This window comes from Vibrio sp. 947 (assembly GCF_033339115.1).
Taxonomy (GTDB): domain Bacteria; phylum Pseudomonadota; class Gammaproteobacteria; order Enterobacterales; family Vibrionaceae; genus Vibrio; species Vibrio alginolyticus.
In genome coordinates this window covers 304666-323780 of sequence record NZ_JAWOTX010000005.1, presented here as the reverse complement: position 1 = coordinate 323780, position 19115 = coordinate 304666, and the positions used below count along the sequence as shown (strand labels likewise).

22 protein-coding genes are annotated in these 19115 nt (G+C 44.5%); 15 read left to right on the top strand and 7 right to left on the bottom strand.

Annotation, left to right across the window (positions count from 1 at the left end; translation table 11 throughout):
- Positions 1–155: 155 nt before the first annotated feature.
- Together truC and R7Q39_RS09095 are read right to left on the bottom strand one after the other, a co-directional pair.
- On the bottom strand, positions 156–926 hold the full coding sequence (gene truC, locus R7Q39_RS09100) for a tRNA pseudouridine(65) synthase TruC (protein WP_170894014.1): 771 nt from the start codon (positions 924–926) through the stop codon (positions 156–158).
- Between the two features lie 4 nt (positions 927–930).
- The gene (locus R7Q39_RS09095; RefSeq protein WP_318076010.1) at positions 931–1245 is read right to left on the bottom strand and encodes a YqcC family protein; all 315 of its coding nucleotides are present in this window, start codon (positions 1243–1245) and stop codon (positions 931–933) included.
- A gap of 76 nt (positions 1246–1321) precedes the next feature.
- On the opposite strand from R7Q39_RS09095, the gene R7Q39_RS09090 reads away from it, so the two are divergent.
- Together R7Q39_RS09090 and R7Q39_RS09085 are read left to right on the top strand one after the other, a co-directional pair.
- Positions 1322–2359 (top strand): DUF3549 family protein, encoded by a 1038-nt coding sequence (locus tag R7Q39_RS09090; RefSeq protein WP_115386246.1) that lies wholly within the window; start codon positions 1322–1324, stop codon positions 2357–2359.
- Positions 2360–2372: 13 nt separating this feature from the next.
- Complete coding sequence (locus R7Q39_RS09085) at positions 2373–2672, top strand: DUF3301 domain-containing protein (RefSeq protein ID WP_005380315.1); 300 nt, start codon at positions 2373–2375, stop codon at positions 2670–2672.
- Here the strand turns inward: R7Q39_RS09085 and R7Q39_RS09080 are convergent.
- A complete protein-coding gene (locus R7Q39_RS09080; protein WP_005380314.1) occupies positions 2632–3117 on the bottom strand; it encodes a GNAT family N-acetyltransferase in 486 nt (161 codons plus the stop codon). The genes R7Q39_RS09085 and R7Q39_RS09080 overlap by 41 nt on opposite strands.
- A gap of 932 nt (positions 3118–4049) precedes the next feature.
- Between R7Q39_RS09080 and R7Q39_RS09075 the strand changes: the two genes are divergently transcribed.
- From R7Q39_RS09075 to R7Q39_RS09040, 8 genes are all read left to right on the top strand, one after another.
- A complete protein-coding gene (locus R7Q39_RS09075) occupies positions 4050–4343 on the top strand; it encodes a hypothetical protein (protein ID WP_115386247.1) in 294 nt (97 codons plus the stop codon).
- A complete protein-coding gene (locus R7Q39_RS09070; RefSeq protein WP_005380310.1) occupies positions 4340–4789 on the top strand; it encodes a YaiI/YqxD family protein in 450 nt (149 codons plus the stop codon). The genes R7Q39_RS09075 and R7Q39_RS09070 overlap by 4 nt, the downstream gene beginning before the upstream one ends.
- Positions 4790–4983: 194 nt before the next feature.
- Positions 4984–5973, top strand: a complete 990-nt coding sequence (locus tag R7Q39_RS09065; protein ID WP_170894013.1) for a ketoacyl-ACP synthase III — start codon at positions 4984–4986, stop codon at positions 5971–5973.
- Positions 5970–6956, top strand: coding sequence for an NAD(P)-dependent oxidoreductase (locus R7Q39_RS09060; RefSeq protein ID WP_318076009.1), 987 nt, complete (start codon positions 5970–5972; stop codon positions 6954–6956). The genes R7Q39_RS09065 and R7Q39_RS09060 overlap by 4 nt, the downstream gene beginning before the upstream one ends.
- Positions 6925–7788 (top strand): MBL fold metallo-hydrolase, encoded by an 864-nt coding sequence (locus R7Q39_RS09055; protein ID WP_318076008.1) that lies wholly within the window; start codon positions 6925–6927, stop codon positions 7786–7788. Before R7Q39_RS09060 ends, R7Q39_RS09055 begins: the two co-directional genes overlap by 32 nt.
- On the top strand, positions 7776–9044 hold the full coding sequence (locus R7Q39_RS09050; protein WP_390509493.1) for a F390 synthetase-related protein: 1269 nt from the start codon (positions 7776–7778) through the stop codon (positions 9042–9044). The genes R7Q39_RS09055 and R7Q39_RS09050 overlap by 13 nt, the downstream gene beginning before the upstream one ends.
- Complete coding sequence (locus R7Q39_RS09045) at positions 9032–10144, top strand: ATP-grasp domain-containing protein (RefSeq protein ID WP_318076006.1); 1113 nt, start codon at positions 9032–9034, stop codon at positions 10142–10144. Before R7Q39_RS09050 ends, R7Q39_RS09045 begins: the two co-directional genes overlap by 13 nt.
- Entirely contained in the window at positions 10141–11214 is a 1074-nt protein-coding gene (locus tag R7Q39_RS09040; protein WP_318076005.1) for a hypothetical protein, read from the top strand. Before R7Q39_RS09045 ends, R7Q39_RS09040 begins: the two co-directional genes overlap by 4 nt.
- A 106-nt stretch (positions 11215–11320) precedes the next feature.
- Here the strand turns inward: R7Q39_RS09040 and R7Q39_RS09035 are convergent, their stop codons facing one another.
- From R7Q39_RS09035 to R7Q39_RS09025, 3 genes are all read right to left on the bottom strand, one after another.
- Complete coding sequence (locus R7Q39_RS09035) at positions 11321–12907, bottom strand: AbgT family transporter (protein WP_005380301.1); 1587 nt, start codon at positions 12905–12907, stop codon at positions 11321–11323.
- A gap of 229 nt (positions 12908–13136) precedes the next feature.
- The gene (ykgO, locus tag R7Q39_RS09030; RefSeq protein WP_005380299.1) at positions 13137–13262 is read right to left on the bottom strand and encodes a type B 50S ribosomal protein L36; all 126 of its coding nucleotides are present in this window, start codon (positions 13260–13262) and stop codon (positions 13137–13139) included.
- Positions 13263–13265: 3 nt separating this feature from the next.
- A complete protein-coding gene (locus R7Q39_RS09025; protein WP_206957671.1) occupies positions 13266–13526 on the bottom strand; it encodes a type B 50S ribosomal protein L31 in 261 nt (86 codons plus the stop codon).
- A 123-nt stretch (positions 13527–13649) separates the two neighbouring features.
- Here R7Q39_RS09025 and tsaA point away from each other — a divergent pair, with 123 nt between their 5' ends.
- The 5 genes from tsaA (at position 13650) to R7Q39_RS09000 (ending at position 17529) form a co-directional block, all read left to right on the top strand.
- Complete coding sequence (tsaA, locus tag R7Q39_RS09020) at positions 13650–14345, top strand: tRNA (N6-threonylcarbamoyladenosine(37)-N6)-methyltransferase TrmO (protein ID WP_206957672.1); 696 nt, start codon at positions 13650–13652, stop codon at positions 14343–14345.
- A gap of 111 nt (positions 14346–14456) precedes the next feature.
- The gene (locus R7Q39_RS09015) at positions 14457–16172 is read left to right on the top strand and encodes a proline--tRNA ligase (protein ID WP_130545993.1); all 1716 of its coding nucleotides are present in this window, start codon (positions 14457–14459) and stop codon (positions 16170–16172) included.
- Positions 16173–16351: 179 nt separating this feature from the next.
- Positions 16352–17020: a tellurite resistance TerB family protein gene (locus R7Q39_RS09010; RefSeq protein ID WP_318076004.1), complete on the top strand. Its 669-nt coding sequence runs from the start codon at positions 16352–16354 to the stop codon at positions 17018–17020.
- A 111-nt stretch (positions 17021–17131) separates the two neighbouring features.
- Positions 17132–17338, top strand: coding sequence for a YaeP family protein (locus R7Q39_RS09005; RefSeq protein WP_005391765.1), 207 nt, complete (start codon positions 17132–17134; stop codon positions 17336–17338).
- Positions 17338–17529, top strand: coding sequence for a DUF4250 domain-containing protein (locus R7Q39_RS09000; protein ID WP_005380289.1), 192 nt, complete (start codon positions 17338–17340; stop codon positions 17527–17529). Before R7Q39_RS09005 ends, R7Q39_RS09000 begins: the two co-directional genes overlap by 1 nt.
- A gap of 104 nt (positions 17530–17633) precedes the next feature.
- Here the strand turns inward: R7Q39_RS09000 and R7Q39_RS08995 are convergent, their stop codons facing one another.
- Positions 17634–18998: a sodium-dependent transporter gene (locus R7Q39_RS08995; protein ID WP_033905531.1), complete on the bottom strand. Its 1365-nt coding sequence runs from the start codon at positions 18996–18998 to the stop codon at positions 17634–17636.
- Between the last annotated feature and the right edge of the window lie 117 nt (positions 18999–19115).

Here is a 19115-nt window from a genome sequence, read left to right as displayed (position 1 = left end):
AGTTCTTTTAGTTGTTGATTTCATAACACTCTCCAATTTTGGGGGTGGAAAGTGTCAACCTTATTTAGGACGGCACAAAATATTAAAAAAGGGTTAGCATTGATGCTAACCCTTTTTATTTGTACCCAATCATTATCTAGATCTAACTGCACCGATTATCGGTTAACCATCGATTCATCCCACGCAAATCGAGTGAACAATTGCTGCCAAGTTTCATCAAGATTAGCCGTCATGACAATCTCTTGATCGGTAAATGGATGGACGAACCGTAACTCTGAAGCATGCAGTAGCAAACGATGAGAATCAAACTCTGTGCGATACAGCTTGTTGTGCTTTCCATCCCCGTGCGTTGTATCACCCACGATCGGATGGCGTAGATGTGCCATATGACGACGAAGTTGGTGCTTACGCCCCGTTTTAGGTTTCATCTCAACTAAGCAATAACGCGTTGTAGGAAATTTACCCGTCGAATAGGGAACCTCCACTTTAGCCAACGGCTTATATTCCGTCACCGCTTCTTGCGCTTCTTTTTCTTGTGAAGCGAACTTATCCGCAATCTTGTCTAACTCGACTTTGAGCGCGTAATCCAAGACGCCCTCTTCCTCAATCCAACCACGTACTATTGCGTGGTATGTCTTTTCCATTTTATGTTCAGCAAACATCGGCATGACTTGTGATGCGACTTCACTCGACAACGCAAACACGAGCACACCAGATGTTGGACGATCCAGACGATGCAATGGGAACACATGCTGACCAATTTGGTCGCGCAAAGTTTGCATGACAAACTGAGTTTCGTGTTTATCTAACCAACTGCGATGCACTAACATGCCTGCAGGCTTGTTGACCGCTACAAAATATTCATCCTGATAAACGATCTCCAGCTCAAGTGGTTCTGAAGATCGCGTTAGTTCTTGTTCTAGCATTCGTTTACTTACACAGTTCGTCAATGGTTCGGATTGTAACGAGCAGCTCTGCGAACTGCGGTTCCTGCTTCCACGCTTCTGAAAAATAGGGCTCGAGAGAAAACCCTCTTGGCAGTGGTTGGTTATTTTTCACTAGTGCGTGCATTCTGGCTATAAAAATCCACTGCAACCATTCATGAGGATGCAACGTATCAATCGCAAATGGCTCCGCACTCTGTAAGGCTTGCTCTGAAGGCATAGTGTATTGCCACAATTTATGCTCTCTAAGCTGCGTTTCAAGTTGGTGAAGTAAGTCGACCAATTGAGTATTTATTACCATTAATTCTATCTCGAACCTTGAATTAGCCGAGAATGATACCATTTCTTGTGAAAAGAACGTTAGGACGTCGTATTTAATGGAAAACATTCAAACCCTCACTCAACTGTTGAACAACAGCCACTGTGATTATCAAATCTTCGATCTTGGTCGCCGTATCAAAACCATCGCTAAAAAAGAGTTTACCGATGTAGAAAAAGGTCAAGCACCTTACCCATTTCCAATGCAGCGTAAAGCACACCTTGCCATCGCTTATTGGAATGAACAAAAGCAACCTTGGATTTGGTTTCTAAAGTTTGAATTGGACGAGCGTGGTTTGTTAAAGCAAGCGGATATCGGCAATTTCATTAAATACGTTGTAGAGGCTATGGGAACACGCCTCAATGATGATATCACTGAAGAGCAACAACAAAAGCTGTCTAACAACCCATACACTTTCAAACCTTCCGAAGATAAAATGGCCGTGTTTCATAGCCAGGTCCGCGCAAACCTCAATCTTCCTACCAGCCAATATTACGAGCATACCCAGCATTACTTCTCTGGAGGTTTAGGCTGGGATAATTGGCAAACTGTAGGTCTGCAAGGTATCACAGACATAGCCGCTCGCCTGGAAAAAGAGCAAAACGGGGTAATGATACGCAAAGCGTTGAACCACCTACCAAATGAGCCACTTTATGCACTATTAGGTGCGCTTGAGCATGTAGAGCTTCAAGAGCGTTTAGCAGAACGTATCGCGGAAAAGGCACAGCAAGAAATCGCAAGTAGCGAACCTGATCTCTTCCTACTTTCAGCACTTATCCGAGCCCTTGCTGGTGCACCAACAGAAGTCGCCTCTCCAGTATTAGATGCGATATTGCATAGCCCTCGTTTAAGCCATCAGGAGGTATTGATTGGTGTGGCGGGTCGCGCTTGGCACTTACTCGCCAATGAAGAGGTAGCAGAACGGTTTTTGCTGCGTTTAGCTCAAACCGGTAATCAAGCCCTATTTAATCAGTTATTTGCCGATTTAGTGATGCTGCCAGAGTTAAGAATGGTGTTATTGCCTTTGCTGCATTCAAACCCATCAGAGGAACTAGCAAATGCGCTAGTAAGCTTACAACAAACAACAAAAAGCTAAGAAAGGTTCAGGAATGATTGGTGATCTTTTAGCAATTTTAGGGCTCTGCTTTTTCTGTTACCTGTTTTGGCAACAGCGTCGCCAAGCCGAACTCGCAAAAGCGGCCATCACGCGTAAATGTGAGCAATTGGATCTCCAATTAATCAGCATCGCCTTTGGTGCCCATAAACTAAAAACGCCAGACGGAGTCTGGCGTTGGCATACGGTGTATCAATTTGAGTTTTCATCTCTTGGTGACGATTGCTACCAAGGAGAGTTAACCATGGTCGGTTTCAGGCCGCAGAACTTTCACCTACCACCGCATCGCTTGTAAATTCCATTTCAAAGTAAGGACCATATATATCCTTACTTTCTTTTGTTTCAACAAATCCCAGCTTTTTCAGTACTGCCATAGAAGCTTGATGATTGCTATTCACGTTAGCTTTCACCTTATTCAAGCCCAATTCACGGCACGCTTTGGGGAAAAATGCTTTTAGTGCTTCTGTTGCTAACCCTTTACCCCAATATGATTTATCAAAAATAAACCCTAATTCAGGTTCGGAATCGAGATTAGCAATGAACACGTGCCCCATATAGTCACGACTGGTGCTCTCTAGCACTGCCATACTATAAATGTTCTCATCATCCAGTATTTTCTCAAACATCTGTTTGGCAGACGCAACTGTATACGGACCATTCAATTCAGCACGGTTTTTCGCACAGCAATTCAGCATGACGAATTCTAGTTGCAACGACTCATTGTAGGGTAGAAGAAGCATTCTTCTGGTTACTATGGCCACATCTGTTCCTTGATTACAACAAACTTAATCTATCCGCAGATCACAAACTCGATGAGCTGAACATGCTCAATGATTGCGGGCATAACACCTTGTAGAGAAGCCGAAAGTTAAACCAACTGGTTGGAAAGGATATTGATCTGAGTTGTTTTTTATTAAGTGTTATTAGGAGTTTATATATTTTGTGATATTGATATCCCCAAGTAACATCGAGATGCTTAATTCAATGAGAACACTGGATATCGTTTTTATATAAGAAAGACCCCGACACATAAGTATCGGGGTCATGGTCTTACTCGCAGCAGTCCGGCTACTAAAAGTGCTCCATGCATCATCCATAATAGTGGCTGATTCCGTCAGCTTATTCCTTACGTCGCCGTCCTAGCGGTGTCCTTATCATCCTGACTGCTAACATTCCTCGTTAGCACACGTCACTTGTTCCTTGAGCGGTGTCCCTTGCATCTTCCTGATGCTGTCCATAACCTCAATCCTAGAGGGGTCCATTGTCTATCCTTAGTCATCAACATCCTATTGATGATCGTATCCTTACAATGTCCTACGCTCCATGCTTGATTAATCATCCTGACCAACCAAATCGTCTTCCTGACGATAACCAAATCCTTGGTGCTTTCCTGTTCCATGTCTGCTTCCTGCTGACAACTCTCAATTTACGCCTTTTCCAAAAATAGACAATCTATCCAAGATAAATATTTGGCTCTCACATTAGTTAACAAGTTGTTAAATCATTATTTATCATAAACTTAAGCTCTTTATTTTCTCTTTTTCCGCTTACGAAATCGTTTTCTCTCACAACCTATGTAAGAGATCTCTCACACTACACTCTCCAAAATGCCATTCGCCAAATCAGCGCACTCAACGTATGATGATAGATATATCGTTGTTAAGGATTAAAAATGTTAACTCAAGACGTTACTAAAGAATTAGAAACGGCAATGGAACAGTTGCAACAACAAGGAAAAGAGCCAACCGTAGCGTTAGTGAAAGCACGATTGAAAACGCCAGTTCCAATGCCAGCGTTAATCACCGCAATAAAAAGTTGGAAGAGTGCTCAACGCGTACCCAAGGTTGAAATCGCAGCACAGCACCACACCGATAATGATCGTCTTGAAGCCCTAGAACGCACCGTAAAAATGCTAGTCATTCGTATTGAAGAGTTAGAAGCGAAACTCAGTGAGAAATCATCATGAAGTTATGGGTAGATGCAGACGCGTGTCCGAAAGTTATTCGCGAAACCATTGTGCGTGCCGCCGAGCGTACGGGGATTGAATGTACGTTTGTCGCTAACCACGTTGTCCCTGTGCCGAAAAGAGACAACATCCACTCGCTACAAGTCCCTGCGGGATTTGACATCGCAGACAACGAAATCGTCAAGCGTGTAGAAGCCAACGATTTGGTGATCACGTCAGATATTCCGCTTGCAGATGAGGTTATCTCTAAAGGCGCTCAAGCCCTCAGTTCTCGTGGCGAGCTCTATACAAAAGACACCATCAAAGCTCGCCTAAATATCCGCGACTTTATGGAAACCATGCGTTCAAGCGGAATTCAGACAGGTGGGCCCGCCGCGCTTTCTCAAACCGATCGACGCGAATTTGCAAACCATTTGGATCGTATTTTGGCGAAATTCAAGAAGTAACCCTCACTCTATTCATATTGAGCCAGCAAATCAAAGCCTGGCTCATTCCTGAAAATTCATTCTCAGCATTGCACCCAAAGCGTGCTCTTACTCCCATTTGTTTTGTTCTGTTTATTTTTCATCTCGCTCGCCATAGCTTCAATATGCAACGTGGTTTATTTTGAACGACGTTTTTAATAAGTGTATAGAGAATAATGGGCTTTAACATCGTTTCCAGTGGAAGCTACCTGCCAACGAATCAATGGTCTGATCGAGAGATGGATCGCTTCCTAAAATTAGCGCCAGGGACCAGCCGAAATAAATTCGACGTTGAATATCGTCATGTAGCCAATACAAAAGAGACCGCTATTTACATGGCAGTGCAGGCAATAGAGCAGTGTTTAGGAAACACACATACCTTAAGCTCCGTTGATCTTCTTATCTACGCTAGCGGCACACACCACCAGTCTCTACCCTACGACGCCTCAGCGGTTCTCGCCGCGTTAGACGCTCCAACATGGCTAGAAAGCTTTGATTTGAACAGCACCTGTTTATCCTTTCTCTCTGCGCTTGATCTTGCTCAGAGTCTATTCTTAGCAAAACGGTACCGTCGGATTCTTATTGTCACCAGCGAACTCGCCACTGGCATCACACTGAATCGAAATTTTACGCTCAAACCAGAAGTTGCAACCTTATTCGCGGACGGTGCCGCCGCATTTTTGCTCGAAGAACACAACGATGATGGATTGCTCACCAGTCACTTTGAAACGCATCATACCGGGTATTCATTTTGTCAAATTAAGGGCGGAGGCAGTCATATCAATCCGCATACCTCCGAGCATCAAGCCTATTTAAAAAGTTGCCAGTTTGAGATGGAGGGCAAAGCACTCTTTAAACATGTGCGTAAAGCCTTACCAGCGTTTCTAAAAAAAGGGTTTGACGCCTCTCCGGTAACATTCAGCGATATTGATTATTTTCTTCCTCATCAAGCCAGCGCGCATGGATTAAAAAAACTGCCTTCACTCACCGGGCTACCAACAGAGAAAACCGTTAATCACTTTTCGACTTTGGGAAACCAAGTCGCCGCCTCACTCCCAATTAACTTACACTGGCTGCGTAATCAGCCAGAAGCCGCAGGAAAACATGTGTTATTAGCTGGCACCGCCGCAGGGTTGTCACTAGGGATGGGAGTGCTAAAACTATGAAGATATTGGTCACTGGTGGCAGCGGGATGTTGGGTAGCGCAATTCTGAGAATGTTTCACCAGCAGCATGAACTGCACTTTACAGCACGAAATACAGTCATCGCTAAACAACTCGCCGAGCAATTCGATGTTATCCCACATATAGTCGATTTAAGAGACCACTCAGCAGTTCATGCGGTATGCCAAGGTATGGATGCAATCATCCATTGTGCCGCTCTCTCAAGCCCATGGGGAAAGTGGCAGGCGTTTTATCAAGCCAATGTAGATGCCACCAAAAACCTCGTCAATGCGGCTAATACCTATCAAATCTCGCGTTTTATCAATATTTCCTCCACCAGCGTCTACTTTGACCATCAAGACCGTTGGAATATTCGAGAAACCGACGCCATAGCTTCATACTGGTGTAATGATTACGCACACACAAAATACCTATCGGAAATTGAAGCCGTAAAAGGCCAAAGCAAAGCGATCATTTTAAGACCGCGTGGCATTTTTGGACCCAATGATCGCGCGATTATCCCAAGAGTGCTTAAGGCGATAAAAAACAACACTCTGCTTCTGCCATCGGGTAGAAATCCTGTGGTTGATCTGACCTATGTAGACAACGTTGCCCATGCAGCGATGCTCGCTTGCACTCAGGCAGGCCAACTTCAGCATGGTGATGTGTTCAACATTTCCAACAACGAACCAATGCCAATTGAGACTGTTCTGCAAGCTTTATGTGAGGGGTTAAACCTAAAAGTAACGTTACAATCATTACCATACGGCGTTGTATCACCATTATTAAAGCTCAGTGAGCAAATACGAAGGCACTTACCACATCAGCCAGAACCAAGGCTCACCTCATACAGCGCAGGATTGTTTAACTATCATCAAACTCTGGATATCAGCAAGGCGAAACAAACACTGAATTACCAACCGCTTTTTTCAATTCAAGAAGGAATACAGCAGTATGCAAACTGGTCTAAAAATAAAAATCTTTGAGGCTGGACACTGCGTACACCCAGGCTTTGTTGTCAAACCAGGTTCTGGTATCAAGCCTAGAGCATTTCCGGCAGCCGTTGCGTTAATTCAGCACCCAACACAAGGCAACATCCTGTTTGACACGGGATATCACGAGCATTTTTTTAGCGCGACTCGCCCCTTCCCTGAACGTTTTTATGCTTGGACAACACCTTGTCGCTATAAAAAAGAACACGGAATTGTTGCGCAGTTAGCAAAAGAAAGTCTCAAACCTCATGATATTGAACACTTAGTACTTTCCCACTTCCATGCTGATCACATTGCTGCCGTGTCTGAGTTTTCCCACTCTCAATTGCATTGCCAACAAAAAGGGGTGGATGCAATTACTAAAAGTGGTCGAATTGGAGGCGTAAGAAAAGGATACCTAAAAGCTCTACTTCCTCCACAACTTGAATCTAACTTATTCATTCATAGTGACTTTTCTGTATCAATCAGCCAAATCCTTCCTCAGTGCCAAGGTGTTAATTTGCTCTGTAAAGACATGTTCGACGATGGATTTATTTATATGGTTAGCTTGCCAGGCCATGCAGCTGGCCAAGTGGGCTTGCTGGTTAAAAGAGACCAAGGTTGGCTGTTCTTACTCGCCGATGCATGTTGGTTAATTGAGAGCTTGAGTGAAAATATCGATCAGCACTGGCTGGCTAACATGCTTTGCGATGACACAAAGGCCTATAAAAACACCCTCTCCGAGTTGAGAAGTTGCTACCAACAAACCCACCACTTTGTTCGCTTCGTGCCTTCACATTGTCAGGGAACTATCCAGCAGCTAATCAAAGAAGGGTGGATGAAGTGATAACGCTTATCTCAGAATTCTGGCGAACCCGCTACCGCCCCTTCGGCTCAAGGGAACAAGTCGAAACATGGCAGCAACAACACTTAACGCAACACTTGGATTGGGTATGCCGCCATTCACCGTATTACCGCTCACTTCAAGGTGCACCACTCAGTGATTTCCCTATCATGAATAAGCAAACCATGATGGAGAACCTTTCAGAGTTGAATACGAAGGGCTTAGATGCTGAACAGTTAATGCAGCAGGCACTCAAAGCAGAGCAGTCACGCAACTTTGCCGCTTCGAAAGTTGGCGATGTTACTGTTGGGCTTTCTTCGGGCACATCAGGCATGCGCGGGCTGTTTCTTGCTGACAAGCAGGAAACACAACTGTGGGCCGGCAATATATTGGCTCGCCTTTTGCCCAACCTATGGCAAAAGCACCGAATTGCACTAGCCTTGCGGGCCAACAGCCCACTGTATAAATCCGTCGCGAAAGGGCCTGTTACATTCTTTTATGCCGATTTAACCAAACCTTACCAAGAATGGATAAAAGAGCTAGATGAGTTCCAACCCACGCTTTTGGTTGGTAGTGCGCAAGCTCTTCAGCTCTGTGCCCAGTTCAGCGGTCAATTTGGTCAACCCGAAATTCAACCACAGCGGATCATTTCTGGTGCAGAAGTCCTAACTGAGAGTGACCGTCACTTTATTTCTCAACGGTTCGACAGCGAACTCCATGAAGTCTATCAATGTACCGAAGGTTTTCTTGCATGTACGGATCAGCATGGACAAATGCGCTGGAATCAAGATGTTGTTTACATCGAAAAACATTGGCTGAATACCGAACGTACTCATTACAGCCCAATCATTACCGATTTTCGTCGTAAAACTCAGCCAATTATTCGTTATCAGCTCGACGATATTATTGAGAATAAACAGGATAATGGCGTATTTGAACCTCTTGGCGCGATTGCCGGACGATGTGGTGATCGCCTCACGCTAAACGCAAACCAGGTCCCAGTGACGGTGTTACCAGATCTCATCTACCGCGCTATAACACTATCCGCCCAAAGTCGCGTGGATTACCGAATCACCCAAACAGGGTCACAAGCCATTCAAATTGAAGCGGATGTTCACCACCATCGGGTTATACATCAAGCCTTGATAAAGTTGTTTGACCAATTGCGGCTTGATCCTGTCAGATTTAGTTACCGCCCTGCGCCTATTTGGACGCCAATGAATAAACAACGACGTGTGGTGAACATATGCGGGTCTTAATCACCGGAGCCCGAGCACCAGTTGCACTAGAGTGGGCAACCATGTGTATGCATCATGGACATGACGTAATTCTCACCGATTCGCTAAAAAAACCTCTAGGATCGTTTTTGCGAGGCATTGAGTCTTATATACCCACCGCTTCGCCTCGATTTGCGTTTCCCACCTATCAACAGCAGATCCTAAAAATCATTACTCAGATGCGTATTGATATGGTGATACCCACTTGTGAAGAAGTGTATTACTTGGCTCATGTTGCCAAACAATGCCCAGAAGTAGATTTTTTTCTGCCCAATGTAGGACTACTCAATGCCCTGCACAACAAGTTGACCGTCTTTGAACAGCTTCAAGATTTGCCAGAAATTACACTTCCCAAAACTCGTTTGGTCGCTGATAAAAGTGAGATTGAAATTAATAAGAGAACCGTTCTAAAGCCCGTTTACTCTCGGTTTGGCGGGCAAGTCATAAGAGATGTGACGACTCAGTCTATTTCTGCCGCCACGATATCGCCCCTTTACCCTTGGGTTCAGCAACAAAAAGTCCATGGGACTCCGGTGTGTAACTATGCCATTTTTGAACATGGTGACCTTAAAGCACACCAAGCTTATGTGCCGAAATACTGTGTAAACGGCTCGGCCGCCAGTGCTTTTCAGCCGATCTCATGCAAACGACTAGATACATTTATCGCAGCTTTTGGTAAACGTCATACTTATCATGGGCAAGTGTCGTTTGACTTCATCAAATCACAAGATGAACTCTACGTGATTGAATGTAACCCAAGAGCCACCAGTGGTTTGCACCTACTCTCGTCTCGATGCAACCAACTGCTTCCTAATATGGAGTTTACCAGTCCTTCCAAGCAGCGATTGCATCATTTAGGTCCAATAACACTCATCGCGGAAGGTGGATTATCCCTGTTCAAGGCTCAAACTTGGCAAGATTGGTGGTCTGGAGTGAATGTGATGCAACAGCATAACTTACCGGCCGGGAGCCAAATCCGGAGTATGTTTGAATTACTCCGGTTAGCTAGGCAGAACAAGACGAAGTGGAGCGACGCTTCTACCGTTGACATTGAGTGGAATGGAGAGGCATTGAACTCATGACACTTTCCTCTCAAGAATGGCATAAAACTTTTTTCACTCTTATGCAGTCGAATCCCATTGATGAATGCACAGCAAGCTTTGGTTGCTACTATATCGATGATGTTGCCATTCCCTACTCCGTAACACCAAAAATACCAAACAACTGTTATGCCGTGTCCCCTATGACACTGCTTAGTGGCTACGCCGAAGAAGAGCTTCACAAAGTCAAAAATGTGGCTGTTCGATGGGTATGTAAGCGACTTATTAATATGAATAAACCAGTCTTATCATTGGCTGGATTGGATCAAGTCCAAACGCTCAACAATCAGTGCTTGTCCACCAATATGTATAGCGAACAATGGGAATCCTTAAATCTCGATAAACTGCGCCGCGTCGCACTCGATCAATACCCCACCTTTCCCTTGGTGCTTCGCTCCCTCAACCAGCGTCAGCATTCACACTTAATTCAGCGATTGAAGCAGCCAAAATGGCAAAGCTTGGTAACACGACAAGTGTATTTACTTGATGATTGGCAAGCGTTCAGCTTCAACCGAGATTTAACGAAAGACTTCAAACTGCTTAATGATAAAGATTGGCAGTTTAGGCCACTGACCACTGATGAAGAGTTTCAGCGTGCCAAAGAGTTATATGACATGCTTTACCTTGATAAATACAGCCTCAATAACATCCAGTTTTCAACCCAATATTTAAAACAGGTGAGCCAGAACAAATTAGTACATTTAGTGGGACTGTTTTATCAAGAAGAGATGCTGGCTACGTTGGGCATTGTAGAAATTGATAATGATATGACTTGCCCAATTTTTGGCTACGATACCAATAAGCCACAACGCCTCGCATTGTATCGTCGAATATCGGCCTATACCATCCGCCATGCAATGATATACCAGCGTCGCTTTAATATGAGCTCAGGCGCTCCGGCTTTTAAACGCAACAGAAAAGCCCGGCCAGAAATTGAATTTAGCTATGTTTATATTGCGCACTTACCTTGGTACAAACGCATAATTTGGAAAAGCTTGTGCTGGCTCACTCAGCACTTTTATCGCCCTTTGTTGATGCGTTTTCAGCTATAAACCGACATCTATAATCAGGTAAGCCTGCGTACACAGTCTCAATCGATAAAAAAGCCTGCGACGTTCGCAGGCTTTTTATAATGGAGCTGTGTGAGGTAACCGTTTTCTACGGTGTGTAGTATGTTGCTGCGCCAGGGCCTACTGGTAAACCAAATACGAATACCCATAGGTAGAACAGCACACTCCAACCTACAATGAAGCAGATTGAGTAAGGTAGCATGGTCGCGATCAGCGTACCGATACCTAAGTTCTTCATGTAACGAGTCGCTACGGCAAGAATCAAACCAAAGTAGCTCATCATTGGAGTAATGATGTTTGTCGTCGAGTCACCAATTCGGTAAGCAGCCTGAATCGTTTCCGGTGCATAACCAACAAGCATCAACATAGGAACAAAAATCGGAGCCGTTACTGCCCACTGTGCCGATGCCGAACCAATCATTAGGTTGATAAAGCCACACATCAGGATGAAGGCAAAGAACAACATTGGGCCAGTTAAGCCAATTTCTTGCAGGAAGCTAGCGCCAGCAACCGCGAATACCTGACCGAAGTTAGTCCATTTAAAGAAAGCAACGAACTGAGCCGCAAAGAAAACTAATACAATGTACATGCCCATAGAAGACATAGATTTCGCCATTGCATCAATTACATCGCGATCCGTCTTCATCGTGCCAACAACTTTACCAAACACAAAGCCTGGAATAGCAAAGAACACAAAGATGAATGCCACGATACTTTTCAGGAATGGTGAACCTGCAATTGTACCTGCATCAGAACGTAGAATGCCGTCTTCTGGAACAACCGTCCAAGCAAGCAGCGCTGAAACAACCAGTACAGCAACACCTGCTAGTTTTAGGCCTTTCTTCTCAATGTCTGTTAAGCCACCCATTTTGTCGTTCGACAAATCTTCTGAGGCTTCTTCTTCACTGTATTTGCCAAGCTTTGGCTCAACAATTTTTTCAGTAACAAACGCACCTGTGATTGCAATGAAGAATGTCGACACAAACATGAAGTACCAGTTAACTTCTGGACCAACAGTGTAAGTTGGGTCAATCATTTGCGCCGCCGTTTCAGTAATGCCTGACAACAGCGGGTCAACCGTACCAATAAGTAGGTTTGCTGAGTAACCACCAGATACACCAGCGAACGCCGCAGCAAGACCGGCAAGTGGATGACGACCTAAAGAATGGAACAGCATTGCAGCCAGTGGAATAAGTACCACATAGCCAAGCTCTGATGCCGTATTTGAAATGATACCCGCGAAAACGACCGTCACTGTTACCATGCGTTGTGATGCACCCATGACTAAGCCACGCATTGCTGCAGATAGCAAGCCTGAGTATTCAGCAATAGCAACACCCAACATCGCAACCAATACCGTACCCAAAGGTGCAAAGCCGACAAAGTTTTTCACTAGATTGGTAACGATTAGTTCAAGGCCATCAGCGTTAAGCAAGCTAACGACATGAATCATGCCATCCGCGGCACGACCTTTTGCACCCTCAGGACGAGGATCAACTACGGAAACTTCGAAGTATCCTGCAATACCCGACATCACCAGAATGGCTAAACAGAAAATGGCAAATAGTGTGATCGGGTGGGGTAATAAGTTCCCCAAATATTCGACAGTATCCAAAAAGCGCGTAAACAGCGGCTTCTTAGGCGAGTTTTGTTTAATTGAATCAGATGAACTCATCTGTTCCCTCCTTGTTTTTATTCCTATGCAAATGTGACAAAAATGTCAAAAAGCGTGCGAAGGGTACTTGAGTAGAAGGTCAAATAAAAGCCCTAAATGTTACAAACTGTGACGAATGGAGGTATTTATAACCAACATTGAATAAAAATGTAGATATTTCATCCATGTAAGATAATTAACTCAACATTATCAATTAAACAAAACCATAAGTTAGATATATGCAGGTTGATTACTTTTGCACAGCTTTGAATCTCGGGTTCGTTTTACAAATGACATAAAGACGCCCTCTCCGTTTTACAATCTGGCAATCCGGATGACGACTTTTTGCACTTTTTAATGATTTTACTACCTTCATGATTTATTCCTTTTCGCTCTTAAATTGACCAAAACGACGGTTGAAGTTCGCAATGCGACCTTCGGTTTGTACAACGCGCTGTTTACCGGTGTAGTACGGGTGAGAAGCTGACGACACATCTAACGTAAAGTAAGGGTAAGTTTTGCCATCTTTCCATTCGATGGTTCTCTCCGTTTTCAACGTAGAACCAACGACAAAGTACTTATCTGCACTGGTGTCGTGGAACACCACAGGACGATATTCAGGGTGGATTCCTGGTTTCATAATACTTTTCCTTTCAATTAAATTGTTATGTTATAACATTTTAATTAATAATCATTATCAACAAGAAAAGCAAGAGAAATTTGTGATACTTTTCATCTCAATGAATTCTTAGAGATGTCCACCATGTATTCCATCGAACCCATCGGCGTCATTGAGACACCGTACAAAGAAAAGTTTGCAGTTCCGCGCCAACCACGCTTAGTACCAGAGGCTAAAGCACGCGTAAAACTGTTAGGTGCAGCAAATAGCCCTGAAGCAGTGCGTGGGCTAGAACAGTTCTCTCACGTTTGGTTGTTGTTTCTATTTGATCAGAATCTGGAAGCTGGTTGGAAACCAACTGTACGTCCGCCACGATTAGGCGGCAATGAACGAATTGGTGTCTTTGCCTCGCGCTCGACTTTCCGTCCAAACGGAATCGGAATGTCAGCCGTTGAAGTGAAAGGAGTCACTAAGCAAGGCGATCATATCTATCTTGATTTAGGCAGTGTAGATCTCGTGGATGGGACACCGATTGTGGATATTAAGCCTTATATCCCCTATTCGGATTCTATTTCGGAAGCACAAGGCGGATACGCAGACCAAGAGCCAGAAAAGTCACAAGTCACCTTTTCTGCTCAAGCATTAGCAACGATAGAAAATCGATCCGATACTGACTATGTAAGATCAGTCATTGAACAAGTTCTGGCACAAGATCCTCGCCCTGCATATAAGAAAAACAAGCCGGACGACAAAGAATATGCGGTAAATTTGTTCGACTTGAACGTAAAGTTCACAGCAACAAGCAACTTAATAACGGTTACCGCTATTGAAAGCTTTTGACAAACGCAATTGGCTGATATTATAGACGGCTAACAAATTTCCCTTTAGGGAACTCCCATACTCCTGCTTATTCAAGCTTGAGTATCTAACTTAAATAAACGGATAAATTTAATGCGTACCAGTAATTATCTTCTTTCTACTCTGAAGGAGACTCCAAACGACGCTGAAGTAGTGAGCCACCAGCTCATGCTACGTGCAGGTATGATCCGTAAGCTGGCTTCAGGTTTATACACCTGGCTACCTACTGGTCTACGTGTACTGCGTAAAGTCGAAAACATCGTTCGTCAAGAAATCGACAATGCAGGCGCAGTCGAAACTTTGATGCCCGTTGTTCAGCCGTTTGAACTATGGGAAGAGACAGGCCGCAGCGAAAAGATGGGTCCTGAGCTACTTCGCTTTACTGACCGTCATGTTCGTCCGTTTGTACTTAGCCCAACCGCTGAAGAAGTGATCACTAGCCTTGTTCGCAATGAAGTGAGCTCTTACAAACAGCTTCCGCTAAACCTGTACCAAATCCAAACCAAATTCCGTGACGAACGACGCCCACGTTTTGGCGTAATGCGTTCACGTGAATTCTCAATGATGGATGCGTACAGCTTTGACATTGATAAAGACGGCCTACAAAAGTCATACGACGCAATGCACGATGCTTACTGTAAAGCATTCGATCGCATGGGTCTGGATTACCGTCCTGTACTTGCAGATAGCGGTGCTATCGGTGGTAGCGGCTCTCAAGAGTTCCACGTACTGGCTGAAAGCGGCGAGGATATCATCGCATTTTCTAGCGAGTCAGATTACGCGGCAAACATTGAAAAAGCAGAAGCACTAGCTCCAGCCTCTGAGGCTGCGGCACCAACACAAGAAATGACGTTGGTTGATACGCCAAACGCGAAAACAATCGCTGAATTGGTTGAGCAGTTCGAACTACCAATTGAAAAAACAGTGAAAACACTGTTTGTGAAAGCATCTAACGAAGTTGATGCGCCAATCATCGCGCTTATTATTCGTGGTGATCATGAACTGAACGAAGTGAAAGCAGAAAACCTTCCTCAGGTTGCAGCTCCGCTGGAAATGGCATCTGAAGAAGAAATTCGTGCGCTTATCGGTGCAGGCCCTGGTTCACTAGGCCCTGTTGGCCTTAAACTGCCGTTCATTGTTGACCGCAGCGTTGCGGTAATGAGCGACTTCGGTGCGGGCGCGAACATCGATGGCAAACACTACTTCGGTATTAACTGGGGTCGTGATGTAGAGCTTGGTCAAGTTGAAGACCTACGTAACGTTGTGGAAGGTGACCCAAGCCCATGTGGCAAGGGCATTATCCAGCTTAAGCGTGGTATCGAAGTTGGCCATATCTTCCAACTAGGTAACGCTTACTCCGCAGCGATGAACTGTGGTGTACTGGGTCCTGATGGTAAGAACGTCATCCTAGAAATGGGTTGTTACGGTATCGGTATCACTCGCGTAGTAGCGGCTGCTATTGAACAAAACCACGACAAATACGGCATCATCTGGCCAGATGCAATCGCACCATTCCAGGTAGCGATCGTTCCAATGAACATGCACAAGTCAGAAGAAGTGAAAGAAGCCGCTGAGAAATTGTACGCTGAGCTAACAGCAATGGGCATCGAAGTGCTATTTGACGACCGTAAAGAACGCCCAGGCGTAATGTTCTCTGACATGGAGCTTATTGGTGTACCGCATACCATTATTATCGGTGACCGCTCAATGAAAGAAGGCAACTTCGAATACAAGAACCGTGCTACTGGTGAGAAAACAGCAGTCGCAATGACTGACATTGTTGAGCACGTAAAAGCTCAACTAAAGTAAGCACTCGACGAGTTCGCATTTGAAGTAGTTTCAAATAGTTAAAAAGGGTTGGCTTCGGTCAGCCCTTTTTTATTACAGCTCAACATCCTCCCTCCACCTTTTTCGAACTATTCACTTTGTTAATCTTTGGTTCAGCTTCTTGCTATTAAACTGATTTCATCATCTAAAGGAGGTCAGTTATGGATTTAAAAAGTCTTCTAAACCAAGCACTCAAATCAGACTTACTTAAGCAAGGTGCAGATGCATTGGGCAAACAAACCAACAACATCAAATCCTCATCAAATTCAAGTAGCCTAAAAACGCTAGGAACAGGTGCTGTAGTCGGAGGCCTCATCGGTATGCTGATGGGCTCGAAGAAAAGTAAAAAAATGACCAAGAAAATAGGCTCGGGTGCATTAAAAGTCGGTGGCGCTGCTGCGCTTGGAGCATTAGCCTACAAAGTTTATAACGACTGGCAAGCCAAACAGTCCGGTCAAGGTGTTCAAGAAACCTTTGACCCCGATGACAGTAAACACAGTGTCTTAATTTTAAAAGCAATGATTGGAGCTGCAAAAGCTGATGGTCACGTTGATGAAGAGGAAATGGCGCGCATTGAACAAGCTCTCGCGGGTATGGGCGTAGATGAGCACGTTCGTCACCTCGTTCAGCAAGAGTTAAACAAACCGCTTGATCCTGCTGAAATTGCTAATCAGGCGACCTCTCCTCAACAAGCGTCAGAAATTTACCTAGCGTCTTTGATCGTCGCTGATGAACAAAACTTTATGGAAAAAGCGTATCTGCAAGAACTAGCAAAACAACTTCAACTTTCACCAGAAGTCACTCAGCAGTTAGAAGCACAAATGCAGTGATTAAATCTCGCTCAAGCAAACCTTCAACTTGAGCCAAAACAACTCTGTACTTTGAGTTTCAAATCCGCTGTGTGTATATTGAGATAAGTTATCATTTAGTGGAAAGAAAACATGCAAGTATACGGCTGTTGTGAACTGGTTCGTGAGCTTTATGCTCAGATTGGTAGTGGCGATCAAGCTTATATTCCCCAAGCAATTTCATGTGCAGTTAAAGCACTGAACGATGTTGCAGCGGATGAGTCCCTGCCTAAAGAAGTGCGTGAAAAAGCGGCATTTGCTGCGGCAAACCTACTGATTTCAGATTTTGAGGATAAGTAATGAATCTAGCGAACTTTGAATCCATGGATCCTGTCATGCTGATGAGCATTGTGAATATGAAGCTACGCGACGACTTCGGTGGTGACTTAGATAAACTGGTGGCTTTCTTCGATATCGAACGCACAGCACTGGAGACAAAACTGGCTTCTGCTGGTTTTGACTTTCTTCCAGAAGCAGGACAATTCCGTTAATCAACACCATTCTTGGCGGATAACCGAAACGAGAATAACCAATATCAAAAAGGGCTTGATGAGTTACCATCAAGCCCTTTTCTTTTATTCGATAGGCGTCTCGGTTAGCCAAATGAAGCCCAGATGACTGTCGCCACAAGAATTGGACATACAAACTTCACATACGCAGGCCATAACTTACCAAACCAACCTTGCGTAAACTCCGGGCAACCTTGCTCAAGTTCTTTGATTTTTGAGTTGCGATTCCATACCCAACCACCAAATAAGCAGAATAAGAGCGCAGCGGTTGGTTGTAGATATTGAGTAGCAACCGTCGCGACCATACCAAACAGAGCGCCAAAGTTATAAACAATCACCACACTGAACAAGGCAATGAGACCACCTAAAACCCAGCTCGTTGCGCTGCGCTTAGTATTGAAGCGCTCACTCACTAAAGCCACTGGACACTCTAACATTGAAATGGAGGACGTTAGCGCCGCAATCGTCAGTAATAAGAAGAACACAATAGAGAACAATTGACCAAGCAAACCTAAGCTATCAAACATCAATGGCAATACGGTAAATACCAACGTATCAGAGCTTAATAGAGAGCCATCTTCTGCATAGATCTGAACGCCCTTTTGCATTGCCACAAACATCGCTGGCATCACCACTAATCCTGCAATGAAAGCAACGGCAGTATCTACCATGGTCACGTTCATCGCCATCTTTGGTAGGTTCTCTTTCTTACTCAAGTAAGAGCCATAAATCAGCATTGAACAGCCACCGATCGTAAGCGAGAAGAAGCCCTGCCCCATTGCGGCAAGAATCAACTTGCGGTCCCATACCTTTTCGAAATCCGGTACCAAGTAATGCTTTAGCCCTTCCATCGCACCGTTTTGCGTCATGATGTAAGCAAACAGTAGAGCAAACAGAACAAACAATGCTGGCATCAAACGTGTGGACCACTTCTCAATACCTTGTTTTACGCCACCTTGTACGATGAGAATCGTCAGTACATAAAAAGTAATGGTTCCGAACAAGTTACGTTCAACACTAAAGCCCTTTAGCCATTGAGTTGCAGCTTCTAACCCCATTAGATCTGTGATTGCACCCAGTAAAAAGCAGATCAACCAACCACCAACAATTGAATAAAACGCTAAGACAGCGCTTGGTACGCTTAAACCAATCCAACCCACAATGCCGCCGAGCTTTTTACCGGTAGGGTTATCTGTGATTGCACGCATACTGTCTACAGGGTTGGCTTGACCATGGCGACCAATCGCCATTTCAACCACCAGCATCGGAAATGCGACGATAAGAATCATCACCAAATAAACTAACAGGAAAGCACCGCCACCATTACTGGCTGCTTGAGTTGGGAAGCCCCAAATATTGCCAAGGCCAACTGCGGCACCTGCGGCAGCTAAGATGAACCCGAGACGAGAGCCAAAATGCTCGCGAGGCTGAGAAGAGGTTTGCTGTGTCATACTACTCACACAAAAATATCATTGAACTAGCTAACTAGTACACTATAGCAATATTCACTATTCAACAAGAGCACCTCGGTTAAATCCTCGACAGTTGAAACAATTTGTAGTCATTCA